A 20,520-nucleotide genomic window follows, 5' to 3' on the forward strand; every position below is an offset into this window, starting at 1 on the left:
TGTGAGGTCAGAAGGCGAACTTTGTATCAATTTGACGGTTATGTCTGCCCGTTCCTGACGGCCGCTCCTGGCTTGCAAGCGATCTGAAATCAGCTCTGCCAGCTCCTCCTCACGTAGACCTGCGGCGGCAATGCTACCGATCAATGGAAGGTCAAGCGTGCCAGTCGAGTCGATGGTGAAACTATGGTTGAGCTGCAACGCCTCCAGAACGCCATCGCGCAAGGCAGTCCATTGCCAAACGTGCAGTTCGATCGTGTCTCGCGGAGCAAGTCTGTCGTCAGCCTGCGGCCGACCGTGTGCCGCAGATCCCAGCAGCAGGATGATACAGAACGAAACGAGGCACAGCATGGCGCTGCCGCCACGTGATGAAGCCAGATGGCGTCGGTCAGCAACGCTTGACGCGGGACTGGAGGATGGCGGCCTGGAACTCTGCACAAAAGTCATAGCTGAACCTCACCGGCAATGCGACCCTTGCCGCGAACGGATTTTTTTGGAAACCCGCGCGCAGGCTGGGGCCGCGGAGAAATTCCACAACCAAAGCGCGATACTAGCAAAGCCTGCGCGTACCGCTCAGCACCGAATAAGGCTTAGCAGTGTACGCCCTCACCCGCGCATCATACCCCTTAAGGTGGTGGTTCTCCGGCTTGGCCAGCTGCCGGCGCATCGTAGGGAACGAAGTCGGTGGCCCGTGGCTGATGCATGAGCCGCTCGCCGCTCATCAGATACATATCATCTGAATTTGTGATTGACTCATTATACCAGTTACCTTAGCTGTTGAAATGGCTTTGGCCAGCCGAGGCCGGGCTGAAAACGGTTAGGTGGAGGGCAACCTGAGGACGGCACCGGACCGGATGATCCGCCTAAGTGGGCCGGCAAAGGACCCGATTCGCCGGACGCGATCCGCCTGACAAACTGGAATGCATTTCAGCCTGGCTGCGGAAGCGCAGGCTTTTCAAATGGGAGGAACTCATGAAACTCACTCGCAGAATGACACTTGCGGCTTTTGCCGGCATGCTGGCGCTGGGCACCGCCGCACCCGCCTATGCGGCGGATCTCATTGCCATCATCACGCCCTCGCACGACAACCCATTCTTCAAGGCCGAAGCCGTCGGCGCGGAGGCCAAGGCCGAGGAACTCGGCTATGAAACGCTGGTTCTGGTCCATGACGACGACGCCAACAAGCAGTCCGAGCTGATCGACACGGCGATCGGCCGCGGCGCCAAGGCGATCATTCTCGACAATGCCGGCGCCGATGCCTCGGTCGCCGCCGTGCAGAAGGCCAAGGACGCGGGCGTTCCGTCGTTCCTGATCGATCGCGAGATCAACGCCACCGGCGTCGCCGTCGCGCAGATCGTCTCCAACAACTACCAGGGCGCCCAGCTCGGCGCGCAGGAGTTCGTCAAGCTGATGGGCGAGAAAGGCAATTACGTCGAGCTGGTCGGCAAGGAATCCGACACCAATGCCGGCATCCGCTCCAAGGGCTACCACGATGTCATCGACGACTATCCGGACCTGAAGATGGTGGCGCAGCAATCGGCCAACTGGAGCCAGACCGAGGCCTATGCCAAGATGGAATCGATCCTCCAGGCCAATCCGGACATCAAGGGCGTGATCTCCGGCAACGATACGATGGCGATGGGGGCCCATGCCGCACTTGCCGCCGCCGGCCGCAAGGACGTCATCGTCGTCGGCTTCGACGGATCGAATGACGTCCGCGACTCGATCGCCTCAGGCGGCATCAAGGCCACGGTCCTGCAGCCGGCCTATGCGCAGGCCCAGATGGCAGTCGAGCAGGCCAACGACTTCATCAAGAACAAGAAGTCTCCGGCCGAGGAAAAGCAGCTGATGGACTGCGTCCTGATCAATGGCGACAATGCCGCCAAGCTGGAAACTTTCGCGCTGACCAACTGAGCCGGCGTGACCTCAATCGCAGGGGACGGGCTTCCGGCTCGTCCCTTGCTTCCATTTCCTGGGTGCCCTGACCGCCATGCCGAAGAAGCCGACATGTTGAACAAGCTGACTTGGCCGACCGTTGCCTGGCCGACCCTCGCTTGGCCGACCCTTGCCGTGATATTTGGCATCAGCGTGACTGCCTGCAAGATCCTGCCGACGCCGTCCGCGGAAGATGGCGGCAATGCCCCGGCCTTCAATGCGGACAAGATGGTCGGCGATATCTGGGCTGCGAAGGTGGTGCCCTATGTCAGGCAGAAGGCCGGATCGTTTCCCGAGGTTCACGCCCTGGCGAAAGCCGATCCTGCGGCTGCCGGCGCCAAATTTGGCAATCCGAAGAAGCAGGCGAATTCGCCGTGGACCTTCGCGGTTCGCCTCGAAGGCAAGATTGTTGCGGCGAACACACAGTCACGCGCGGCGACCATGGACGTCGATGCCGACGGCGACGGCAAGGCGGATGCGCGGGTGCAGATCGGACCGGCGATGCGTGGCACCGCGCTGCGCGACAGCCTCGACTTCATCCAGTTCAACGATTTCACCAACCAGATCGACTTCGCCCAGTTCGGCAAGGCGTTCAACAACCATGCCGACAAGACGGTGCTCTCCAAGCTGCCGCGCGAAGCGCTGGAGGGCCGCAGCGCCAGGGTTGTCGGCGCTTATGTGATGGGCAGCGGCCAGGACTTGCCGCTGGTGACCCCGGCGGAGGCAGAGGTGGGGCCGAAGCCATGACTGCCGCCGGCAAGCATGATGTCATCCTGAAGCTGGAAGACGTCTCCAAGGTCTATTCGGGCACAGTCGCGGTCAAGCGCGCGAATTTCGAAGTGCGCAAGGGCGCGGTCAACGTGCTGGTCGGCGAAAACGGCGCCGGCAAATCGACGCTGATGAAGATCATCGCCGGCGTCGAGCAGCCGACGCTCGGCCGCATCCTGCTGGAGGGCGAGGAGGTTTCCTTCTCCTCATCCGGGGACGCGGTGAACCGCGGCATCGGCATGGTGTTCCAGGAGCTGAACCTGTTCGGCAATTTGAGCGTCGCCGAAAACATTTTTGCCACCCGCGAGATCACCAACCGGTTCCGCAAGATCGACGGCCGGGAACAGGAGCGCCGCGCGGCCGAATTTCTCGAGCGCCTGCAAGCCGGCATCCGGCCCGACATGCTGGTCGAGGACCTGCGCATCGGCCAGCAGCAGCTGGTCGAGATCGCCAAGGCGGTTTCGCTCGATGCGCGGATCCTGATCATGGACGAACCGACCTCGGCGCTGAGTGCGGCGGAGGTCGAGATCCTGTTCAAGGTCATTGCCGACCTCAAGGCGCGCGGCGTGGCGATCGTCTACATCTCGCACCGGCTCGAGGAACTGATCCGCATCGGCGACTACATCACCGTGCTGCGCGACGGCCGCATCACCGGCCAGGAGAGGATGAAAAACGTCGACGCGCAATGGATCGTGCGGCAGATGATCGGCTCTGACGCCAAGGACTTCGCCAAGGCCGACGGCCATGTTCCGGGCGAAGAGATCTTCCGCGCCGAGGACATCTGCCTGCCGCGCGTGACCGGGGGGCTTGCGGTCGATCATGTCTCGCTGTCGCTGCGTGCCGGCGAGATCCTCGGCATCTACGGCCTGATGGGCGCCGGACGCAGCGAGCTGTTCGACTGCATCATGGGGCGCCATGTGCATGCCACCGGAGCGATCTTCATCGCCGGCAAGAAGGTCAGAGAACGCGACACCACGCGGCGCATCCGGCGCGGGCTCGCGCTGATCCCCGAGGACCGCCAGCGCGAGGGTCTGGTGTCGATCCTCTCGGTCGCCAGCAATCTGACGCTGGCCAGCCTGTCGCGGTTTGTGCGCCTGTTCCATATTAGCGGCGCCAAGGAAAACCAGGCTGTGACGCAGATGGTGCGGGAACTGGCGATCAAGGTCGCCGACCCTGCACAGGAGGTCTCGTCGCTGTCGGGCGGCAACCAGCAGAAGGTGGTGATCGGCAAGGCGCTGCTCACCGGGCCGAAGGTGCTGCTGATGGACGAGCCGAGCCGCGGCATCGATGTCGGCGCCAAGGCCGACGTCTTCCGCACCATGCGCAAGCTGTCCCGCGACGGGCTCGGCATTCTGTTCGCCACCTCCGATCTCGACGAGGTGATGGCGCTGTCGGACCGCATTGCGGTGATGAGCAATGGAAAGCTGACCGGCATGTTCGATCGCGCCGAGGCGACGGAGGCGGCACTTGTCGCCGCATCGGCGCTTGGCCACGGACCGGTCCCGCACATGGAGAGCCATGCCCATGACTGACATCCCGGCCAAGGCTTCGGTTGCCTCAGCCTCGAACGGCTCCGTGCTACTGACGCTGATGAAGGCGAGGACGTTCATCGCGCTGATCGCCGTCCTGATCTTCTTCTCGATCGCGGCGCCGAATTTCCTGTCGGCCGCCAACCTGATCCTGATGTCGAAGCACGTGGCGCTGAACGCCTTCCTGGCCATGGGCATGACCTTCGTCATCATCACCGGCGGCATCGACCTCTCGGTCGGCTCGATCGTCGGCCTGTGCGGCATGGTCGCCGGCTATCTCGTGCTCAACGGCATCGACCTGCAGGTCGGCTACACGATCTATTTCAACGTCTTCGAGATAGCACTGATCACGCTGGCGGTCGGCATATTGATCGGCGCCGTCAACGGATTGCTGATCACCAGGCTGAATGTCGCACCGTTCATCGCCACGCTCGGCGTGCTCTATGTCGCACGCGGCCTGGCGCTGCTGTCGTCGGATGGCCGCACCTTTCCGAACCTCGTCGGCAAGCCCGATCTGGGCACGACCGGGTTCGGCTTCCTCGGCGCCGGCCGTCTGCTCGGCCTGCCGGTCTCGATATGGATTCTTGTCGTCGTAGCAGTTGGGGCGGCCTATCTGGCCAAATACACCCCGCTCGGCCGCCACATCTTCGCCGTCGGCGGCAACGAACGGGCGGCGCGGATTTCGGGCGTCAGGGTCAACATGGTGAAGATGTTCGTCTACATGTTCTCCGGCTTCTGCGCGGCGGTCGTCGGGCTGATCATCTCCTCCGAACTGATGGCCTCGCATCCGGCGACCGGCGAAAGCTTCGAGCTCAACGCCATCGCCGCGGCGGTGCTCGGCGGCACCTCGATGTCGGGCGGCCGCGGCACGATCGGCGGCACCATCGTCGGCGCCTTCGTCATCGGTATCCTTTCCGATGGGCTGGTGATGATGGGGGTGAGCTCGTTCTGGCAGATGGTGATCAAGGGCCTGGTGATCATCGTCGCCGTCGTCGTCGACCAGGCGCAGCGCCGGCTGCAGAGCCGGGTGACGCTGATGCAGATGGCAAAGGCGGGCTGACCCGTGGCGGACTTAAGTGGAGCACTGATCGGCTGCGGCTTCTTTGCCGTCAACCAGATGCATGCCTGGCGCAACATCGAGGGCGCCTCGATCGTCGCCATCTGCGACCGCGACCCGGAACGGCTCAAAGTAGTCGGCGACCAGTTCGGCATCGAGCGGCGCTATGTCGACGCGACCGCACTTTTTGCCGGCGAAAGCCTGGATTTCGTCGATATCGCCACCACCGCGCCCAGCCATCGTCCGCTTGTCGAGATGGCGGCGCAAAACCACATTCCGGCGATCTGCCAAAAGCCGTTTGCGCCGTCGCTTGCCGATGCCAAGGCCATGGTGAAGGCATGCAGAGATGCCGGCGTGGCGTTGATGGTGCATGAAAATTTTCGCTGGCAGTCGCCGATCCAGGCGGTGCGCGCCGTGCTCGACAGCGGCGACATCGGCACGCCCTTCTTCGGCCGCGTCTCGTTCCGCTCGGCCTATGACGTGTTTTCCGGGCAGCCCTATCTGGCGACGGGAAAGCGCTTCATCATCGAAGACCTCGGCATCCACTGCCTCGACATAGCCCGCTTCCTGCTGGGCGACGTTTCGACGATCACGACACGAACCGCTCGCATCAATCCCAAGATTGCCGGCGAGGACGTCGCCACTATGCTGATGGACCACAAGAGCGGCGCAACGTCCGTGGTCGACTGCAGCTATGCGACCAAGCTTGCGACAGAACCGTTTCCGCAGACGCTGGTCGAGATCGACGGCAGTGACGGCACGATACGGCTCGAGCAGAATTACCGGCTCACCGTCACGGGCAGGAACGGAACGGCGGTCAGCGACGTCTCGCCGCCGCTGCTGCCCTGGGCGTCGCGGCCATGGCACAACATCCAGGAAAGCGTCGTCGCCATTCAAAGGCACTGGGTCGACTGCCTGGCGAACGGGACCGAGCCGGCAACCTCGGGCGCCGACAATCTCAGGACCCTGGCGCTGGTCGAGGCCGCCTATGCCGGTGCTGCAAGCGGTGAACCGGTGCAGCTCGACGCTTTGCTGAGATGACCGCCGACGGCTTCCTCCTCTATGCACACACGCGGTCGAGGCCGAGCCAGTCAGCCTGCGCGCCGGCGCGCTCAACGCGGATTTGGTAACGGCAATCTGCGCACCATCCGCCATGGCGGCATCGAACGACGCCGCCTTGTGATGACGCCTTACGCGATCACCCGGATCGGGTGAATCAGCTGGCGGAGTTCGTCACCCGGAATTCATCACCCGGAATTCATCACATAGAGCGCGCGTGAGCGCTCGAGGTGCTTGATCATTGCCTTCTCGGCGCCGTCCGCATCCTTCTGCTCGATGCGGCCGATGATCTCTTCATGCTCGGTCAGTGTGAAATTTTCCTTGCCGGTCCAGATCAGCATCTCGGTGTGATATTCCTTCAGCCAGCCAAGCATCGCTTCGCTGACCGCGACATAGATCGGGTTGCCGGATATCGCCGCGATCTGGGTATGAAACTTCATATCCGCGGATATGAAGGCTTCGGAATCGCCGCGAAAGCTCCGCTGTTCGGCAATTGTTGCCCGCAACCGCTGCACGTCCTCGGCGGTTGCCTTTTCGGCGGCTTCCCTGACCATGCCGCGCTCGAAGAAGATGCGGGCGTTCTTGAGGTGCTCCAGCGTGTCCTTCGATGACGACAGGATGATCTTGGCCGCGCCGTCGACCTGTTTGATGATCGACTTGGCGGTCAACTGCAGCACTTTAGCCCGCTCGCCATGCGAGATCGCGACAAGGCCCATATTGCTCAATGCCTGCATCGCCTCGCGGATCGCCGGTCTGCCGACCTCGAAGCGCTCCATCAGCTCGCGCTCCGACGGCATGTCGTCGCCCGGCTGCAATTCGCCGCTGGTGATCAGGCGCTTCAGTCGCAAAAACACTTCGTCGGAAAGTTTGCGCCGGACGATCGGCTCCGAACGGTTCATCGTCGCGAATCACTCCCTTGACCGGTCTCTGTTTAGCATTGCCATCACGAATCCCAGAATGCCCGCCCGAGCAGGATATCGCTTGCAATACTCATGTACTCATTATACCAGATTTCGAAGATCAGGGAACTTTTTTCGAGCTATGATCACCCTCACCTATCGCATCGAGACATCGTCGAGCATCGAGGCGCTGGCGGCCAAGATCGCAAGCGACCAGTCGACCGGAACCTTCGTCGCGTTGGCCGGCGAGACCGAAGAGCTCAAGGCCCGGGTGGCGGCGCGTGTTCTTGCGATTAGGCATCTGCCAGACGCCGATCGCCCGTCGCTTCCCGAAGCCGGCGACGGACCTTTCAAGCGCGCAGATGTCGACATCGCATTTCCGATTGATGCCATCGGCACCGATCTTTCGGCATTGATGACGATCGCCATTGGTGGCGCCTTTTCGATCAAGGGTCTGTCCGGCATTCGCGTCGTCGACATGAAGCTGCCGGAGGAATACCGGGGTGCGCATCCGGGCCCGCAATTCGGCGTCGCCGGCAGCCGCCGGCTGACCGGCGTCGAGGGCCGCCCGATCATCGGAACGATCGTCAAGCCGGCGCTGGGGCTGCGGCCACACGAGACGGCGGAGATGGTCGGTGAGTTGATCGATGCCGGCGTCGATTTCATCAAGGACGACGAGAAGCTGATGAGCCCGGCCTATTCGCCGCTGTCGGAACGGGTGAAAGCGATCATGCCGCTCGTCCTCGACCATGAGCAGAAGACTGGCAAAAAGGTGATGTATGCCTTTGGGATCTCGCACGCCGACCCGGACGAGATGATGCGCAACCACGATATGGTGGCAAAGGCCGGCGGTAATTGCGCGGTGGTCAACATCAATTCCGTCGGCTTCGGCGGCATGGCGTTCCTGCGGAAGCGCTCCAGCCTGGTGCTGCACGCGCACCGCAACGGCTGGGACATTCTCACCCGTCACCCCGGCCTCGGCATGGACTTCAAGGTCTGGCAGCAGTTCTGGCGGCTGCTCGGCGTCGATCAGTTCCAGATCAACGGCATCGCCTCGAAATATTGGGAGCCGGACTGGTCTTTCATCAGTTCCTTCGAGGCGGTGACCACGCCGATCTTTTCGCCGGATGATTGCGCGCTGCCGGTCGCCGGCTCCGGCCAATGGGGTGGACAAGCCCCCGAAACCTACCGGCGAACCGGCCGAACGGTCGATCTTCTCTATCTCTGCGGCGGCGGCATCGTCAGCCATCCTGACGGGCCGGGCGCCGGCGTGCGCGCCGTGCAGCAAGCCTGGCAGGCGGCGGTCGATGACATACCGTTGGCGGACTTCGCCCTGAGCCACCCGGAACTGGCGCGGTCGATCGAGAAATTCGGCGACGGCAAAGCGGCCTGACGCCATGCAAAGCCTGCTCCTGAGCTATTATGGCGACGACCTCACCGGTTCGACCGACGTCATGGAGGCGCTCGAGCTCGGCGGCGTGCCGACCGTGCTGTTCATGCGCCAGCCGGACGAGGCCCTGCTTTCGCAGTTCGGGCATTGCCGTGCCATCGGTCTGGCCGGCACCAGCCGCAGCGAGACGCCGCAATGGATGGACACATATCTGCGGGACGCCTTTGCCTGGCTGAAGACCCTGAACGCCGAGATCTGCCACTACAAGGTCTGCTCGACCTTCGATTCCAGCCCGGCGATCGGCAGCATCGGCCGGGCGATCGAGATCGGCCGCTCGGTTTTTAGCCAGGACAGCGTGCCGCTGGTGGTCGGCGCGCCGCAGCTCAAGCGCTACACCGCCTTCGGCCATCTATTCGCGGCCTACCGCGACAAATACTACCGCATCGACCGCCATCCCGTGATGAGCCGACACCCGACCACACCGATGGATGAATCCGACCTGCTGATCCATCTGTCGCGCCAGACGGACCTCGCCTCAGGGCTGGTCGACCTGGCGACGCTGCAGTCGGCGTCCCGATCGGAAGCGTTCGATCGCTTGCTGGCCGATGGCACCAACATCGTGCTTTTGGATATCGCCAGCCTGGAAAGTCAGGCACTTGCCAGCAAGGAGATATGGCGCGTTCGCCGGCCGGGCGGCACTCTCGTCGTCGGCTCTTCGGGCATCGAATATGCGTTATTGGCCGAATGGGCTTCTAACGGGACCGTCCGGGTCGAGCCCAGCTTTTCGCCGCCGGGTGCGGCAGAGCGGATCGCAGTGGTCTCGGGCAGTTGCTCGCCGACGACGGAACGACAGATCCGCCATGCTTTGACGGACGGTTTCGACGGGATCGAAGTGGACCCTGTCGAACTGGTTTCCGAAGCCTCCAGCGATGCGATTGCGCGCGCGGCGGCAAGCGGGCGTGCCAGCCTGGAAGCCGGTCGCAGCGTCGTCCTTTACACCGCCCTCGGCCCCACAGCCGACCGGGGCGCCGAAATCGACCGGCAGGAAGGCGCCCGCCACAAGCTTGGCCGCGGCCTCGGCGAACTTCTTCGCGAGCTGACGATCGAGCAGAAATTGCAGCGTGTGGTCATCGCCGGCGGCGACACTTCGAGCCATGCGCTCGGCCAGATGGGCGTCGATGCGCTGACGGTCAGGATGCCGCTGCCCGCGTCGCCGGGCTCTCCGCTTTGCGTCGCCCACTCGCGCGTCAAGGCGATCAACGGACTGGAGATTGCCCTCAAGGGCGGGCAAGTCGGAACCGATCGCTATTTCTGCGCCATCCGCGATGGGCTCGGCGGCTGACAGCAGGCGCGCTGGATTTGCCTGATCTCACGACTTCTTGAACACGGCGCGGTTACCAACGCACGATGCCTGCCCCACATAAGGCGCCGTACGCGCAGCGGCGGGGCGGCGTAAACGCTCAAGCGGGGCTGGGTCACGGCTCCGCAAATGAACCAGTGGGATGCCGCGATGTCATTCAGACCGTTGCTTGGCGAAGGACGGGTTCGGAGCCAGGAGGAGAGGTCGGAGCCCCGGCAAGCCGCGTCATGGGCCGACTCGTCGATCGTTTTCGACAATCGGCGGTGGGCGTGCCGCGAAGCGGAACTCCGCTGGACAGCCCCTCATCATCTGATCGTGCTGACCGAAGAAGGCGGAACCTCCCATACGTCCATCCGGCACGAGGCGAGATCGCTCTACGACGGAATGGACCGGCCCGGAGCCCTCACCTTCGTCCCCGCCGGCGCCGAGCGGCAGGGCTTCTATCGCGATGTAAACCTCTCCTACTCAGCCTTGTGGATCGATCCCGATATCAGGCTTCCCGGCTGCGAACGCTTGAGAGACCTGCCGATCCTGGTGAACAGGAAAGACATGGTGATCGCCACGCTGCTGAGTTCGCTTCGCGACGAAATGGCGCTCGGCCACAAGCCGGACACTGCCTATATCGAGCATCTGGTCGCCCTGGTCAGCCTCCGCGTGGCCACCCTGAACCGGGAGCAACGCCCGTCAGTGCGTCACGGCCGTCTCAGCCGTCGCGCGCTTGGTCGAGTTCGGGCTTACATCGATGCCCATATGAATGCCGACATTTCGCTAAGCGAGCTGGCGGCCGTCGCTGATATGGCCGTCGACAGTTTTGCACGACGCTTCAAGGCGACGACCGGACTTGCACCCTATGCTTATGTGATCGAGGAACGCGTGCGGCGAGCCGAGATACTGCTGCGCGAAACAGGTTTGTCGATCGGTAGCATTGCCTTTCGTCTTGGCTTTTCAAGCCAGAGCCACTTCACCACGACCTTCCGGCGTCTCAGGGGCATGACGCCTCGGGCCTATCGGGTGAATTCTTCTCCGGAATCCTGATATTGCCGCCGGTTTCTTGAAAGAAAGCCGCCGCGCGCCTCCCCACCTCCAAGGTCGATGAGTGACAGAACCCGACGGTACGCCATGGCGCCGTCTTCCGTTCTTGTCATTGCGACTGGGAGACCATGCATGACCGAAACTGACAACAGAAACGGGCCGACGCGTCGAACGGTGCTGGAGGGCGGGGTGGCGACCGGCGTGCTCCTGGCTACCGGTCTACCGGTATATGCGGAGCCGGCCGGCGCCGTTGCGGCGGCCGCACCGCCGACGCCGGCGCCGACGAAGCCGATGTCGCTGCGGATCAACGCGAAGGATTTTGCCGTCGAGCTCGACCCGCGGACGACGCTGCTTGACGCGCTGCGCAACCATCTCGGCCTCACCGGCTCGAAGAAAGGCTGCCACCATGGCCAGTGCGGCGCATGCACGGTGCTGGTCGATGGGCGCCGGATCAATTCCTGCTTGACGCTTGCGGTAATGCATCAAGGCGACGAGATCACCACGATCGAGGGCCTGGCCGAGGGCGACCGGCTGCATCCGGTGCAGGCCGCCTTCGTTGCCCGCGACGGCTTCCAGTGCGGTTACTGCACGCCGGGCCAGATCTGCTCCGCGGTCGGCATGCTTGACGAAGCCAGGGCCGGCTGGCCGAGCCATGCGAGCGCCGACGTGGCAGCGGCTTCTGTCGCCCTCACCGATGCAGAGATCCGCGAGCGGATGAGCGGCAACATCTGCCGTTGTGCCGCTTATCCGAACATTGTCGCTGCCATCCGCGACGCGGCAGAGGGGGCGTGAGCAATGCAGTCCTTCACTTATGAACGTGCGGCAAGCGCCGAGCAGGCAGCAGCCGCGGTTGCGGCCCGGCCGGACGCCAAGTTCATCAGCGGCGGCACCAACCTGCTCGACCTGATGAAGCTCGAGATCGAACGCCCAGCGCATCTCGTCGACATCAGCCGGCTGCCACTCGATCGGATCGAGGAGACGGCGGCAGGCGGGCTTCGGGTCGGCGCCCAGGTCCGCAACAGCGATCTTGCCGCCGATCCGCGGGTGAGATCGCACTATCCGATGCTCACGCAAGCGCTGCTGGCGGGAGCATCCGGCCAGATACGCAACAAGGCCTCGACCAGCGGCAATCTCCTGCAGCGCACGCGCTGCCCCTATTTCTACGACCGCAACATGCCTTGCAACAAGCGCGACCCGGGTTCGGGCTGCGCGGCGCTACAGGGCTTCAACCGCATGCATGCCGTGCTCGGCGCCAGCCAAGCCTGCATCGCGGTTCATCCCTCCGACATGGCGGTCGCCATGGCCGGGCTCGACGCCAGGATCGAGACCATATCGCCCGGCGGCGAGACCCGCACGATCCCGATCGGCGATCTCCATCGATTGCCCGAGGCGACGCCGCATGTCGAGACCGTGCTCGGCCACGGCGAGATGATCACCGCGGTCACCCTGCCGCCGCCGCCGCCCGGCCGGCAGGTTTACCGCAAGGTGCGCGACCGTGCCTCCTACGCCTTCGCGCTGGTATCGGTGGCAGCAATCGTCGAGAAAAGCGGCGATCGTATCCGAAGAGCTCGGATCGCCATGGGCGGCGTGGCAGCGAAGCCCTGGCGCGCGTCGGAGGCGGAGCGCACGCTCGCAGGAGCGAAGGCGTCCGACGGCGCCTTTACCGATGCGGCCGAAGCCGCGCTCGCTGGAGCCGTCGGATATGGCGGCAATGATTTCAAGATCCCGCTGGCGAAACGGACGATGCGGCATACGCTCGCCGCTGCCGCCGAGAGTGCGTGAGGTGACATGATGACAGAGACGAAGACCTCGAACCGTCCTCGCGAAACACGCAGCGGCATCATCGGGCGTCCATTCGATCGCATCGATGGTCCGCTCAAGGTGAGAGGCGATGCCGCCTACGCCTACGAGAATACGCTGGAGGGTACCGCCTTTGGCTATATTCTCGGCGCCGCCGTCGCCAAGGGGCGCATTGCCGAGATCGACACGGCGGAAGCCGAACGGGCGCCGGCAGTGCTGCTGGTCATGACGCACCGTAATGCGCCGTCCCAGCCGGATTTCGGCCCGGCGGTCACGCCGACGGTGCCGGAGGTCTTCACCCGCGCCCGGCCCGCGCTCAACAGCGAGCGGGTGCGCTACTACGACGAGCCCGTCGCGCTGGTCGTTGCGGAGACGTTCGAGGCGGCACGCGCTGCCGCCGGCCTCATCAAAGTGCGCTACGACGAGGAGCCGGGCCGCTACGATCTGCCGGGAAATGTGGCTGACGCCTACGCACCAAAGCGGACCAATGCCGGCTTCGAGACCGACAGCGTGATCGGCGACTTCGAGAGCGCCTTTGCCGCGGCTCCGGTCAAGGTCGATGCCACTTACCGGACGCCCTTCGAACATCACAATCCGATGGAGCCCCATGCGACGCTCGCCGCCTGGTCAGGCAACGAGCTGACGATCCATACATCGGCGCAGACCCTGGCGAATTTCCGGGCGGGGGTCGCCAGCACGCTTCGCATCCCGCCCGAGCGCGTGCGGATCGTCAGCCCGTTCATCGGTGGCGGCTTCGGCTCCAAGCTGATCGCCCATGCCGATACGATCCTGGCCGCGCTTGCCGCGCGGGTCCTGCAGCGTCCCGTCAAGATCGCGCTGACGCGACAACAGATGTTCGCCAATGCCGGTCATCGCGCAGAGATGATCCAGCAGGTGCGTCTCAGTACGGACACTGACGGGCGGCTCACCGGGATCGCGCACGACGTTTGGTCGGCAACGTCCAGCTTCGAGGAGTACTGCGAGCAAACGGCAGTTTTTGCCCGCTCGCTCTATTCGGCGCCGAACCGTGTCACCCGGCATCGCCTGGTCCCGCTGGATATCAACCGCGGCGAATGGATGCGCTCGCCCGGCGAAGCGCCCGGCATGCTGGCCTTCGAATGCGCCATGGATGAACTCGCCGAGCGGCTCGGACTGGACCCGATCGAGCTCAGGATCCGCAATGAACCGGCACAGGATCCCGAGCGCGGCGTGCCGTTCTCCACCCGCAATCTCGTCGCCTGCATGGAGGAAGGCGCCCGCCGTTTCGGTTGGCAGCGGAGAAACCCGACGCCGGGCAGCACTCGAGAGGGCCGCAAGCTCATCGGCTACGGAATGGCGGCGGCGATCCGTCCAAACTACATCGGCGCGGCGACGGCGCGGGTTGCAGTCGACCGGGACGGTCGGGTGACGGCGCGGCTCGACATGACCGATATCGGGACCGGCACCTATACGATCCTGACCCAGATCGCTGCGGAGAGCCTCGGCGTGCCGATCTCGTCGATCAAAGTGGAGCTTGGCGACAGCCGCTTCCCGCGCACCGCCGGCTCCGGCGGGTCCTGGGGCGCGGCGAGTGCAGGGTCGGCGCTGCACAATGCCTGCAATGCCCTCAAGCAACGGATATTGGACGCGGCGCAGTCGAGCGAAGCCTCACCGTTACGCGGCGCGAACGCCACCGAGGCAAGCTTTGCCGACGGCGAGGTCAGGGTCGGCCAGCGGTCGGCAAGCCTGGCCGACCTCGTCCGACGGATCGCACCCGACGGGTTCGAAGCCGAGGGTTCCGTGGCCACCGGCGCTGCCACTCAGTCATACAAGGCTTACTCGCAGCATTCCTATGGCGCGCATTTCGCCGAGGTCGCCGTCGATTGCGACACCGGTGAGATCCGCATGCGCCGCATGCTGGCGGTGATGGGCGCCGGCCGTATCCTCAACCCCAAGACCGCGCGCTCGCAAATCATCGGCGGCATGACCTGGGGGATCGGTGCGGCGCTGATGGAGCAGACGGTGCTCGACCGGCGCTACGGCCACTTCGTCAATCACGATCTTGCCGAGTATCACGTCCCGATCAACGGCGACGTCCCCGAGATGGAGGTCGTCTTCCTCGAGGAACATGACGACAAGGCCAATCCATTCGGCGCGAAGGGGATCGGCGAGCTTGGAGTCTGCGGTGCGGGGGCAGCTGTTGCCAACGCCATCTACAACGCGACCGGCGTGCGGGTGCGTGAATTTCCCATCACCCTGGACAAGCTGCTGCCTGCCTTGCCGGTGATCGCCATTTGATGCGGCAAGCCTTCTTCGAGCATTTCAAACTCAAGGACAGAGAGGCAGCCAATCCCTGAGTGCGGGTCATGGCCGCGCGGGAACATATTGCCGCGTGAAATGTCCGTCCCCGGGTGGAAATTCCGGTAACAGCCTGTACTATCTGCGAAAATACGGAACTCGGGGAGGCTGCCGGTGCAGACGAAAAAGATCATCAACGACGGTAACCGCACCGTCGATGAGATGCTGGAAGGTATTCTGGCCGCGCATCCGCGCCATCTCAAAAGCGCGGAGGGCAGTCCACGCTCGATTATCGCCCGCAATGGGCCTCGCCAGGGCAAGGTCGGCCTCGTCATCGGCGGCGGCTCCGGTCACGAGCCGACATTCCTCGGTTTCGTCGGCAAGGGGCTGGCCGACGCGGCGGCGATCGGCAATGTCTTTGCCTCGCCGCCGCCGGACCCGATCCTCGAATGCGCCAAGGCGGCCAGCGGCGGCGCCGGCGTGCTGTTCATGTATGGCAACTATGCCGGCGACGTGATGAATTTCGACATGGCCGCAGAGATGGCGGCGATGGATGACATCGAGGTGCGCACCGTGCTGACCACCGACGACGTGGCATCGGCGCCGCGTGACCAGCGGCGAAAGCGGCGTGGTGTTGCCGGCAATTTCTTCATCTTCAAGGCCGCTGGTGGCGCCTGCGACCGGATGCTGTCATTCGACGAATGCGAGCGCATCGCCAGGAAGGCCAATGATCACACCTTCACCATGGGAGTGGCGCTGTCACCCTGTTCGCTGCCGCAGACCCGCCGGCCGAACTTCGAAATCGGGCCCGACGAGATGGAGATCGGCATGGGCATCCATGGCGAGCCGGGCATTGCCCGCGGAAAACTGAAAACCGCCGACGAGATCACCGACGAGATGCTGGACAAGATCTTCGCCGAGATGGCGCCGGCGCGTGGCGACAAGGTCGCCGTGCTCGTGAATTCGCTCGGCTCGACGCCGCTGATGGAGCTTTACATCATGAACCGGCGTGTGAAGCAGCGGCTCGATGACATCGGCGTGTCAGTTCACGCGACCTGGGTCGGCAATTACTGCACCTCGCTCGAAATGGCCGGCGCCTCGGTGACCCTGATGCATCTCGACGGCGAATTGCAGGCGATGCTCGATCATCCTTGCGACTGCGCCATGTTCCGCGCCGGCTGAAGGTGCATCCATGACATCCATCGATGCAGCCGATCTGAAAAGAATGTTCGATGCGATCGCGGAGGCGATCGAAGCCGACAAGGACCGGCTCTGTCAGCTCGACGGCGTCATCGGCGACGCCGACCATGGCATCGCCATGGCGCTCGGTTTCAATGCTGCGCGCGACGCGCTGGCGCCGCTGGAGCTCACGGCGACCGAGCCGACAGCTCTCCTCAACACTGCGGCGAAGTCGTTCCTCAACGCCGTCGGCGCCTCGTCGGGTCCGCTCTACGCAACGGCCTTCATGCGTGGTGCGGCGGCCGTCAAGGGCAAGACGACCCTGACAGATGCCGACGTCGTCGCCCTGTTCCAGGCAATGGCGCAAGGCATCCAGGATCGCGGCAAGGCGGAGATCGGCGAGAAGACGATGGTTGACGCCTGGCTGCCGGCGGCGCAAGCCGCGGCCGCTGCTCATGCCGCCGGCAAGCCACTGTCCGAAAGCCTGGCAGCCGCCCTTGAAGCAGCCGAACGGGGCGCCGAGGCGACCAAGGACATGATCGCCGCGAAGGGCCGCTCCTCGCGGCTCGGCGAGCGGTCGCTCGGGCACATCGACCCCGGCGCCGCGTCGGCGGTCACCGTTATCGGCGCGATGCGAAAAAGCCTGGGTTAGCCCAGCTTCGCCGCGTCGAGCCTGTCGATCGCCTGGACATTGCCGGCCGACGGTCCCTTTTCGTCGAACTCCGATGCGAGCCAGGCGTCGACGATCGACTTGGCCAGTTCCGGGCCGATGACGCGGGCGCCCATCGTGATGATCTGGGCATTGTTGGATTTCGCCGCGCGCTCCGCCGAATAGGTGTCATGGGTGAGTGCGGCGCGAATGCCGGGCACCTTGTTGGCCGAGATCGAGACGCCGATGCCGGTGCCGCAAAACAGGATGCCGCGATCGTTCTCGCCGTCAAGAATGGTCTGGGCGAGCTTCTGCGACAGGTCGGCATAGTAGCCGGCCTGGCTGAGGTCGCTGACGGTGAGGCCGGGTTTGCTGGCCAGGTGAGCGGCAATGACGTCGAGCAGCGGCTTGCCGGCGCTGTCGGCTCCAATGGCTATTTTCATTTTTTCTGTCCTTTTCTATTGCTATTAATTCAGATCGCCGCCGAGGCGCATTCGAGGATGTCGATATAGCCTTCCGCCTGCCAGGCGGAGCGGCCGATGAACAGCCCGTCGATATGAGGCTGGCCGATCAGCTCAGCGGCATTTTGTGGATTGACGCTGCCGCCATAAAGCACCGGCGGTATGGACGGCAGAAGATCGCCGGCGATCTTCTTGATCAGCGCCTGCTGCCTGTCGGCATAGTCCGCACTTGCCGGAATGCCCTTGTCGCCGATCGCCCAGACCGGTTCGTAAGCAAACAGGATCGTCGCCGCCTTGGCCTGGCCTTCGAGATATTGCAGCGCGCCGTGCACCTGCAAGGCCAGTACCGAATCGGCCTGGCCGCTGTTGCGTTGCGCTAATGTCTCGCCGACGCAGATGAGCGCCACAAGCCCGTGCTTCACCGCCGCTGCGGTCTTGAGACCGATCGTATTGTCGGTCTCACCGAAATGCTCGCGCCGTTCGCTATGGCCGAGCTCGACGAGGTCGAGCCCGCAATCCGTCAGCATCACCGGCGAGATCTCCCCGGTCCAGGCTCCGGCGTCGGCCCAGTGCATGTTCTGGGCACCGACCTTGACCCGCGTCATCGCCAGTGCCTTCTTGACCTCGCGAACCGCCGTGAAGGGTGGGATGACGAAGGGCTGGATACGGTCGTCGAAACCAGGGACGAACCCCGCCAGCGCCCTGGCAAAATCAGTCGCTTCTGCAAGCGTCTTGTTCATTTTCCAGCTTGTGCCGACCCAGTAAGCCACGCGTCCTCCTTCTAGAGCCTGTTCCATCCCGCGAAGCGGGATGGGGCTCTATCTCCTTCTTTGACCATGATCTTTTCCGAAAACCGGTTCCCACCTTTCGGGATCATGGTCTAGACCTTCTCGACCAGTGTTAGCGAAACACCGGCGCCATCCAACGCCTCGCGCATCTGCGGTCCCAGTTCGCGCCCGGTGAAGACGGCGTCGAACGCCTTGAGATCGGTCAGGAAATGCAGGGCCGTGCGGCCGAACTTGCCGTGATCGACCAGCAGATATTTACGCGCGGCGGCGGCCATCATCAGCCGCTTGGTGTGGACCACTTCCTGGTCCTGGTGGAAGGCGGAAGCGCCGTGGATTGCAGACGACGACAGGAAGGCGACATCGGCGCGCAGCGATCGCAACGTGTCCTCGGCAAGCAGGCCGAAGAAACCGTGAAACTTCTTGCTGTACTGGCCACCGAGGACAATCAGCGTGATACCGGCAACGCCTGCCAGTTCCTGGATGACGGCCAGATTGTTGGAGATCACCGTCAGCGGGCGCAGATCCGCAAGGTGGCGCGCAATGCCGCCCGCCGTCGAGCCGTCGTCGATGATCACCGTCTGGCCCGGTTCGATGACAGCCACGGCGGCAACCGCCAAGCGCTGCTTCTCCTCGGCGGCCTGCTTCTGACGGTAGCGGAAATCACTCTCGAACAGACCGCTCGGCTGGATCGAGGCGCCGCCGCGCACCTTGCGCAGGAAGCCGCTTTCCTCAAGCTCATCGAGGTCGCGATGGACGGTCATCTTCGACACGCCGAAGCGCGAGGCAAGATCGTCGACACTTGCCGTGCCGGTGTCCATCAGAAAATCCATGATGCCTTGCCGCCGGCCGTCGCTCTTCATTGTCCAGCCTGTTTTCTGATCGCGTCCGCTGCGAACCGCCGTGGGGGAGCGGAAGCTAAGGCATTATAACAGAGTAAATCGCATATATGCCAAACTTTTTGTGATTGTGTTGCATTTTCTTGGGATATTGCTCGCTTCTGATTGCTGTCCTGTAACAAGAATTGCTCCCGGCGACACGGCCAAAGGTTGCGGTCCTTTGGAAATCCGGCCAGAAGCATCAATGGGCTGAACGACGATCGAACGGCTCGCAACCATAGGCTTGAAACAAATACGGGAGACTATTGGGTGGCTCGCATCACATTGAGACAATTGCTCGACCATGCCGCCGAACACGGCTATGGCGTGCCTGCGTTCAACATGAACAATATGGAACAGGGCCTCGCCATCATGGAGGCCGCCGAGGAGACCAAATCGCCTGTTATCCTGCAGGCGAGCCGCGGCGCCCGCGCCTATGCCAACGACGTCGTGCTGGCCAAGCTGATCGACGCGCTGGTCGAAATCCATCCCGATATCCCGGTCTGCATGCATCTCGACCACGGCAACAACGAAGCCACATGCGTGACCGCGATCCAGTATGGCTTCACCTCGGTGATGATGGACGGATCGCTGAAGGAAGACGGCAAGACGCCAGCCGATTACGACTATAATTCCGGCATCACGCGGCGGGTCGTCGACATGGCGCATTGGGGCGGCGTGTCGGTGGAAGGCGAGATCGGCGTTCTCGGCTCCCTGGAGATGGGCGGCGGCGAACAGGAAGACGGCCACGGCGTCGAGGGCGCCGTCAGCCACGATCAGCTGCTGACCAATCCCGAGCAGGCGGTGCAATTCGTCAAGGACACGCATGTCGACGCGCTGGCCGTCGCCATGGGCACCAGCCATGGCGCCTACAAGTTCTCGCGCAAGCCGGACGGCGCGGTGCTGGCCATGAACGTGATCGAGGAGATCCACCGCCGCCTGCCGAACATGCACCTGGTCATGCACGGCTCGTCCTCGGTGCCGGAAGAGCTGCAGGAGATCATCAACAAATATGGCGGCCAGATGAAGCCGACATGGGGCGTGCCGGTCGAGGAGATCCAGCGCGGCATCAAGCACGGCGTGCGCAAGATCAACATCGACACAGACAACCGCATGGCGCTGACCGGCGCGATCCGCAAGGTCTTGACCGAAAACCCGAGCGAATTCGATCCACGCAAATATCTGACGCCGGCAATGGCCGCCATGAGGAAGCTGTGCAAGGAGCGCTTCGAGCAGTTCGGAACCGCCGGCAACGCGCAGAAGATCAAGCCGCTGCCGGTCTCGGAAATGGCCAAGCGCTACAAGTCGGGCAGTCTCGATCCGAAATTCGGCTGACGGATTCGGGCCTAATTCTACAGCGTCATAGCCCACTATCATAACTGTCGCCGTCGGCGCTGCCCCTCACTGTCCTGCCGGACATCTCTCCCCGTATAGTGACGGGGAGAGAGTGGCTGGCCTCAACGCC

General features: G+C 63.6%; 18 protein-coding genes and 1 pseudogene. 14 read left to right on the plus strand and 5 right to left on the minus strand.

Features of this window, described 5'->3' with window-relative positions:
• Positions 1-93 precede the first annotated feature (93 nt).
• Positions 94-444: pseudogene (locus tag JG739_RS36450) on the minus strand (polysaccharide biosynthesis/export family protein); the annotation flags it as partial.
• 525 nt (positions 445-969) lie between these two features.
• Between JG739_RS36450 and JG739_RS26790 the strand changes: the two are divergent.
• From JG739_RS26790 to JG739_RS26810, 5 genes are all read left to right on the plus strand, one after another.
• The gene (locus JG739_RS26790) at positions 970-1,911 is read left to right on the plus strand and encodes a D-ribose ABC transporter substrate-binding protein (protein WP_202364139.1); all 942 of its coding nucleotides are present in this window, start codon (positions 970-972) and stop codon (positions 1,909-1,911) included.
• 93 nt (positions 1,912-2,004) lie between these two features.
• Positions 2,005-2,679 carry a DUF2291 family protein gene (locus tag JG739_RS26795; protein ID WP_202364140.1) on the plus strand — a complete coding sequence of 225 codons (675 nt, stop codon included), beginning with the start codon at positions 2,005-2,007 and terminating at the stop codon, positions 2,677-2,679.
• Positions 2,676-4,232 (plus strand): sugar ABC transporter ATP-binding protein, encoded by a 1,557-nt coding sequence (locus JG739_RS26800; RefSeq protein ID WP_202364141.1) that lies wholly within the window; start codon positions 2,676-2,678, stop codon positions 4,230-4,232. Before JG739_RS26795 ends, JG739_RS26800 begins: the two co-directional genes overlap by 4 nt.
• Entirely contained in the window at positions 4,225-5,289 is a 1,065-nt protein-coding gene (locus JG739_RS26805; protein WP_202364142.1) for an ABC transporter permease, read from the plus strand. Before JG739_RS26800 ends, JG739_RS26805 begins: the two co-directional genes overlap by 8 nt.
• Positions 5,290-5,292: 3 nt before the next feature.
• Positions 5,293-6,327 carry a Gfo/Idh/MocA family protein gene (locus tag JG739_RS26810; protein WP_202364143.1) on the plus strand — a complete coding sequence of 345 codons (1,035 nt, stop codon included), beginning with the start codon at positions 5,293-5,295 and terminating at the stop codon, positions 6,325-6,327.
• Between the two features lie 206 nt (positions 6,328-6,533).
• Here the strand turns inward: JG739_RS26810 and JG739_RS26815 are convergent, their stop codons facing one another.
• Positions 6,534-7,244, minus strand: a complete 711-nt coding sequence (locus tag JG739_RS26815) for a transcriptional regulator NanR (protein WP_202364144.1) — start codon at positions 7,242-7,244, stop codon at positions 6,534-6,536.
• Between the two features lie 142 nt (positions 7,245-7,386).
• Between JG739_RS26815 and oiaX the strand changes: the two genes are divergently transcribed.
• The 8 genes from oiaX to dhaL all read left to right on the plus strand — a co-directional run bounded on the left by oiaX (position 7,387) and on the right by dhaL (position 16,934).
• Complete coding sequence (gene oiaX, locus JG739_RS26820; protein WP_202364145.1) at positions 7,387-8,637, plus strand: 3-oxo-isoapionate-4-phosphate decarboxylase OiaX; 1,251 nt, start codon at positions 7,387-7,389, stop codon at positions 8,635-8,637.
• 4 nt (positions 8,638-8,641) lie between these two features.
• Entirely contained in the window at positions 8,642-9,976 is a 1,335-nt protein-coding gene (locus JG739_RS26825) for a four-carbon acid sugar kinase family protein (RefSeq protein ID WP_202364146.1), read from the plus strand.
• 168 nt (positions 9,977-10,144) lie between these two features.
• On the plus strand, positions 10,145-11,029 hold the full coding sequence (locus tag JG739_RS26830) for a helix-turn-helix domain-containing protein (RefSeq protein WP_202364147.1): 885 nt from the start codon (positions 10,145-10,147) through the stop codon (positions 11,027-11,029).
• A 129-nt stretch (positions 11,030-11,158) separates the two neighbouring features.
• On the plus strand, positions 11,159-11,818 hold the full coding sequence (locus JG739_RS26835; RefSeq protein WP_202364148.1) for a 2Fe-2S iron-sulfur cluster-binding protein: 660 nt from the start codon (positions 11,159-11,161) through the stop codon (positions 11,816-11,818).
• Between the two features lie 3 nt (positions 11,819-11,821).
• Positions 11,822-12,808 (plus strand): FAD binding domain-containing protein, encoded by a 987-nt coding sequence (locus JG739_RS26840; protein WP_202364149.1) that lies wholly within the window; start codon positions 11,822-11,824, stop codon positions 12,806-12,808.
• Between the two features lie 9 nt (positions 12,809-12,817).
• A complete protein-coding gene (locus tag JG739_RS26845; RefSeq protein ID WP_202367663.1) occupies positions 12,818-15,103 on the plus strand; it encodes a xanthine dehydrogenase family protein molybdopterin-binding subunit in 2,286 nt (761 codons plus the stop codon).
• A gap of 174 nt (positions 15,104-15,277) precedes the next feature.
• Positions 15,278-16,285 (plus strand): dihydroxyacetone kinase subunit DhaK, encoded by a 1,008-nt coding sequence (locus tag JG739_RS26850; RefSeq protein ID WP_202364150.1) that lies wholly within the window; start codon positions 15,278-15,280, stop codon positions 16,283-16,285.
• A gap of 10 nt (positions 16,286-16,295) precedes the next feature.
• The gene (gene dhaL, locus JG739_RS26855) at positions 16,296-16,934 is read left to right on the plus strand and encodes a dihydroxyacetone kinase subunit DhaL (protein WP_202364151.1); all 639 of its coding nucleotides are present in this window, start codon (positions 16,296-16,298) and stop codon (positions 16,932-16,934) included.
• On the opposite strand, the gene derI is transcribed toward dhaL, so the two are convergent.
• The 3 genes from derI to JG739_RS26870 form a co-directional block, all read right to left on the minus strand.
• Complete coding sequence (gene derI / locus JG739_RS26860; protein WP_202364152.1) at positions 16,931-17,374, minus strand: D-erythrulose-4-phosphate isomerase; 444 nt, start codon at positions 17,372-17,374, stop codon at positions 16,931-16,933. The genes dhaL and derI overlap by 4 nt on opposite strands.
• Before the next feature lie 29 nt (positions 17,375-17,403).
• Positions 17,404-18,189, minus strand: coding sequence for a triose-phosphate isomerase (locus tag JG739_RS26865; RefSeq protein WP_202364153.1), 786 nt, complete (start codon positions 18,187-18,189; stop codon positions 17,404-17,406).
• An 83-nt stretch (positions 18,190-18,272) separates the two neighbouring features.
• Complete coding sequence (locus JG739_RS26870; protein ID WP_202364154.1) at positions 18,273-19,040, minus strand: DeoR/GlpR family DNA-binding transcription regulator; 768 nt, start codon at positions 19,038-19,040, stop codon at positions 18,273-18,275.
• A gap of 285 nt (positions 19,041-19,325) precedes the next feature.
• Here JG739_RS26870 and fba point away from each other — a divergent pair, with 285 nt between their 5' ends.
• A complete protein-coding gene (gene fba / locus JG739_RS26875) occupies positions 19,326-20,390 on the plus strand; it encodes a class II fructose-bisphosphate aldolase (RefSeq protein WP_202364155.1) in 1,065 nt (354 codons plus the stop codon).
• The last annotated feature ends 130 nt before the right edge of the window (positions 20,391-20,520 follow it).

Source organism: Mesorhizobium sp. L-2-11 (assembly GCF_016756595.1).
Taxonomy (GTDB): Bacteria; Pseudomonadota; Alphaproteobacteria; order Rhizobiales; family Rhizobiaceae; genus Mesorhizobium.

Bases quoted from the DNA above. Each gene is read 5' to 3' on its own strand.
- JG739_RS26790 (WP_202364139.1), top strand. From the start codon at position 970: ATGAAACTCACTCGCAGAATGACACTTGCGGCTTTTGCCGGCATGCTG.
- JG739_RS26795 (WP_202364140.1), top strand. From the start codon at position 2,005: ATGTTGAACAAGCTGACTTGGCCGACCGTTGCCTGGCCGACCCTCGCT.
- JG739_RS26800 (WP_202364141.1), top strand. From the start codon at position 2,676: ATGACTGCCGCCGGCAAGCATGATGTCATCCTGAAGCTGGAAGACGTC.
- JG739_RS26805 (WP_202364142.1), top strand. From the start codon at position 4,225: ATGACTGACATCCCGGCCAAGGCTTCGGTTGCCTCAGCCTCGAACGGC.
- JG739_RS26815 (WP_202364144.1), bottom strand. From the start codon at position 7,244: ATGAACCGTTCGGAGCCGATCGTCCGGCGCAAACTTTCCGACGAAGTG.
- oiaX (WP_202364145.1), top strand. From the start codon at position 7,387: ATGATCACCCTCACCTATCGCATCGAGACATCGTCGAGCATCGAGGCG.
- JG739_RS26825 (WP_202364146.1), top strand. From the start codon at position 8,642: ATGCAAAGCCTGCTCCTGAGCTATTATGGCGACGACCTCACCGGTTCG.
- JG739_RS26830 (WP_202364147.1), top strand. From the start codon at position 10,145: ATGTCATTCAGACCGTTGCTTGGCGAAGGACGGGTTCGGAGCCAGGAG.
- JG739_RS26835 (WP_202364148.1), top strand. From the start codon at position 11,159: ATGACCGAAACTGACAACAGAAACGGGCCGACGCGTCGAACGGTGCTG.
- JG739_RS26840 (WP_202364149.1), top strand. From the start codon at position 11,822: ATGCAGTCCTTCACTTATGAACGTGCGGCAAGCGCCGAGCAGGCAGCA.
- JG739_RS26845 (WP_202367663.1), top strand. From the start codon at position 12,818: ATGACAGAGACGAAGACCTCGAACCGTCCTCGCGAAACACGCAGCGGC.
- dhaL (WP_202364151.1), top strand. From the start codon at position 16,296: ATGACATCCATCGATGCAGCCGATCTGAAAAGAATGTTCGATGCGATC.
- derI (WP_202364152.1), bottom strand. From the start codon at position 17,374: ATGAAAATAGCCATTGGAGCCGACAGCGCCGGCAAGCCGCTGCTCGAC.
- JG739_RS26865 (WP_202364153.1), bottom strand. From the start codon at position 18,189: ATGGAACAGGCTCTAGAAGGAGGACGCGTGGCTTACTGGGTCGGCACA.
- JG739_RS26870 (WP_202364154.1), bottom strand. From the start codon at position 19,040: ATGAAGAGCGACGGCCGGCGGCAAGGCATCATGGATTTTCTGATGGAC.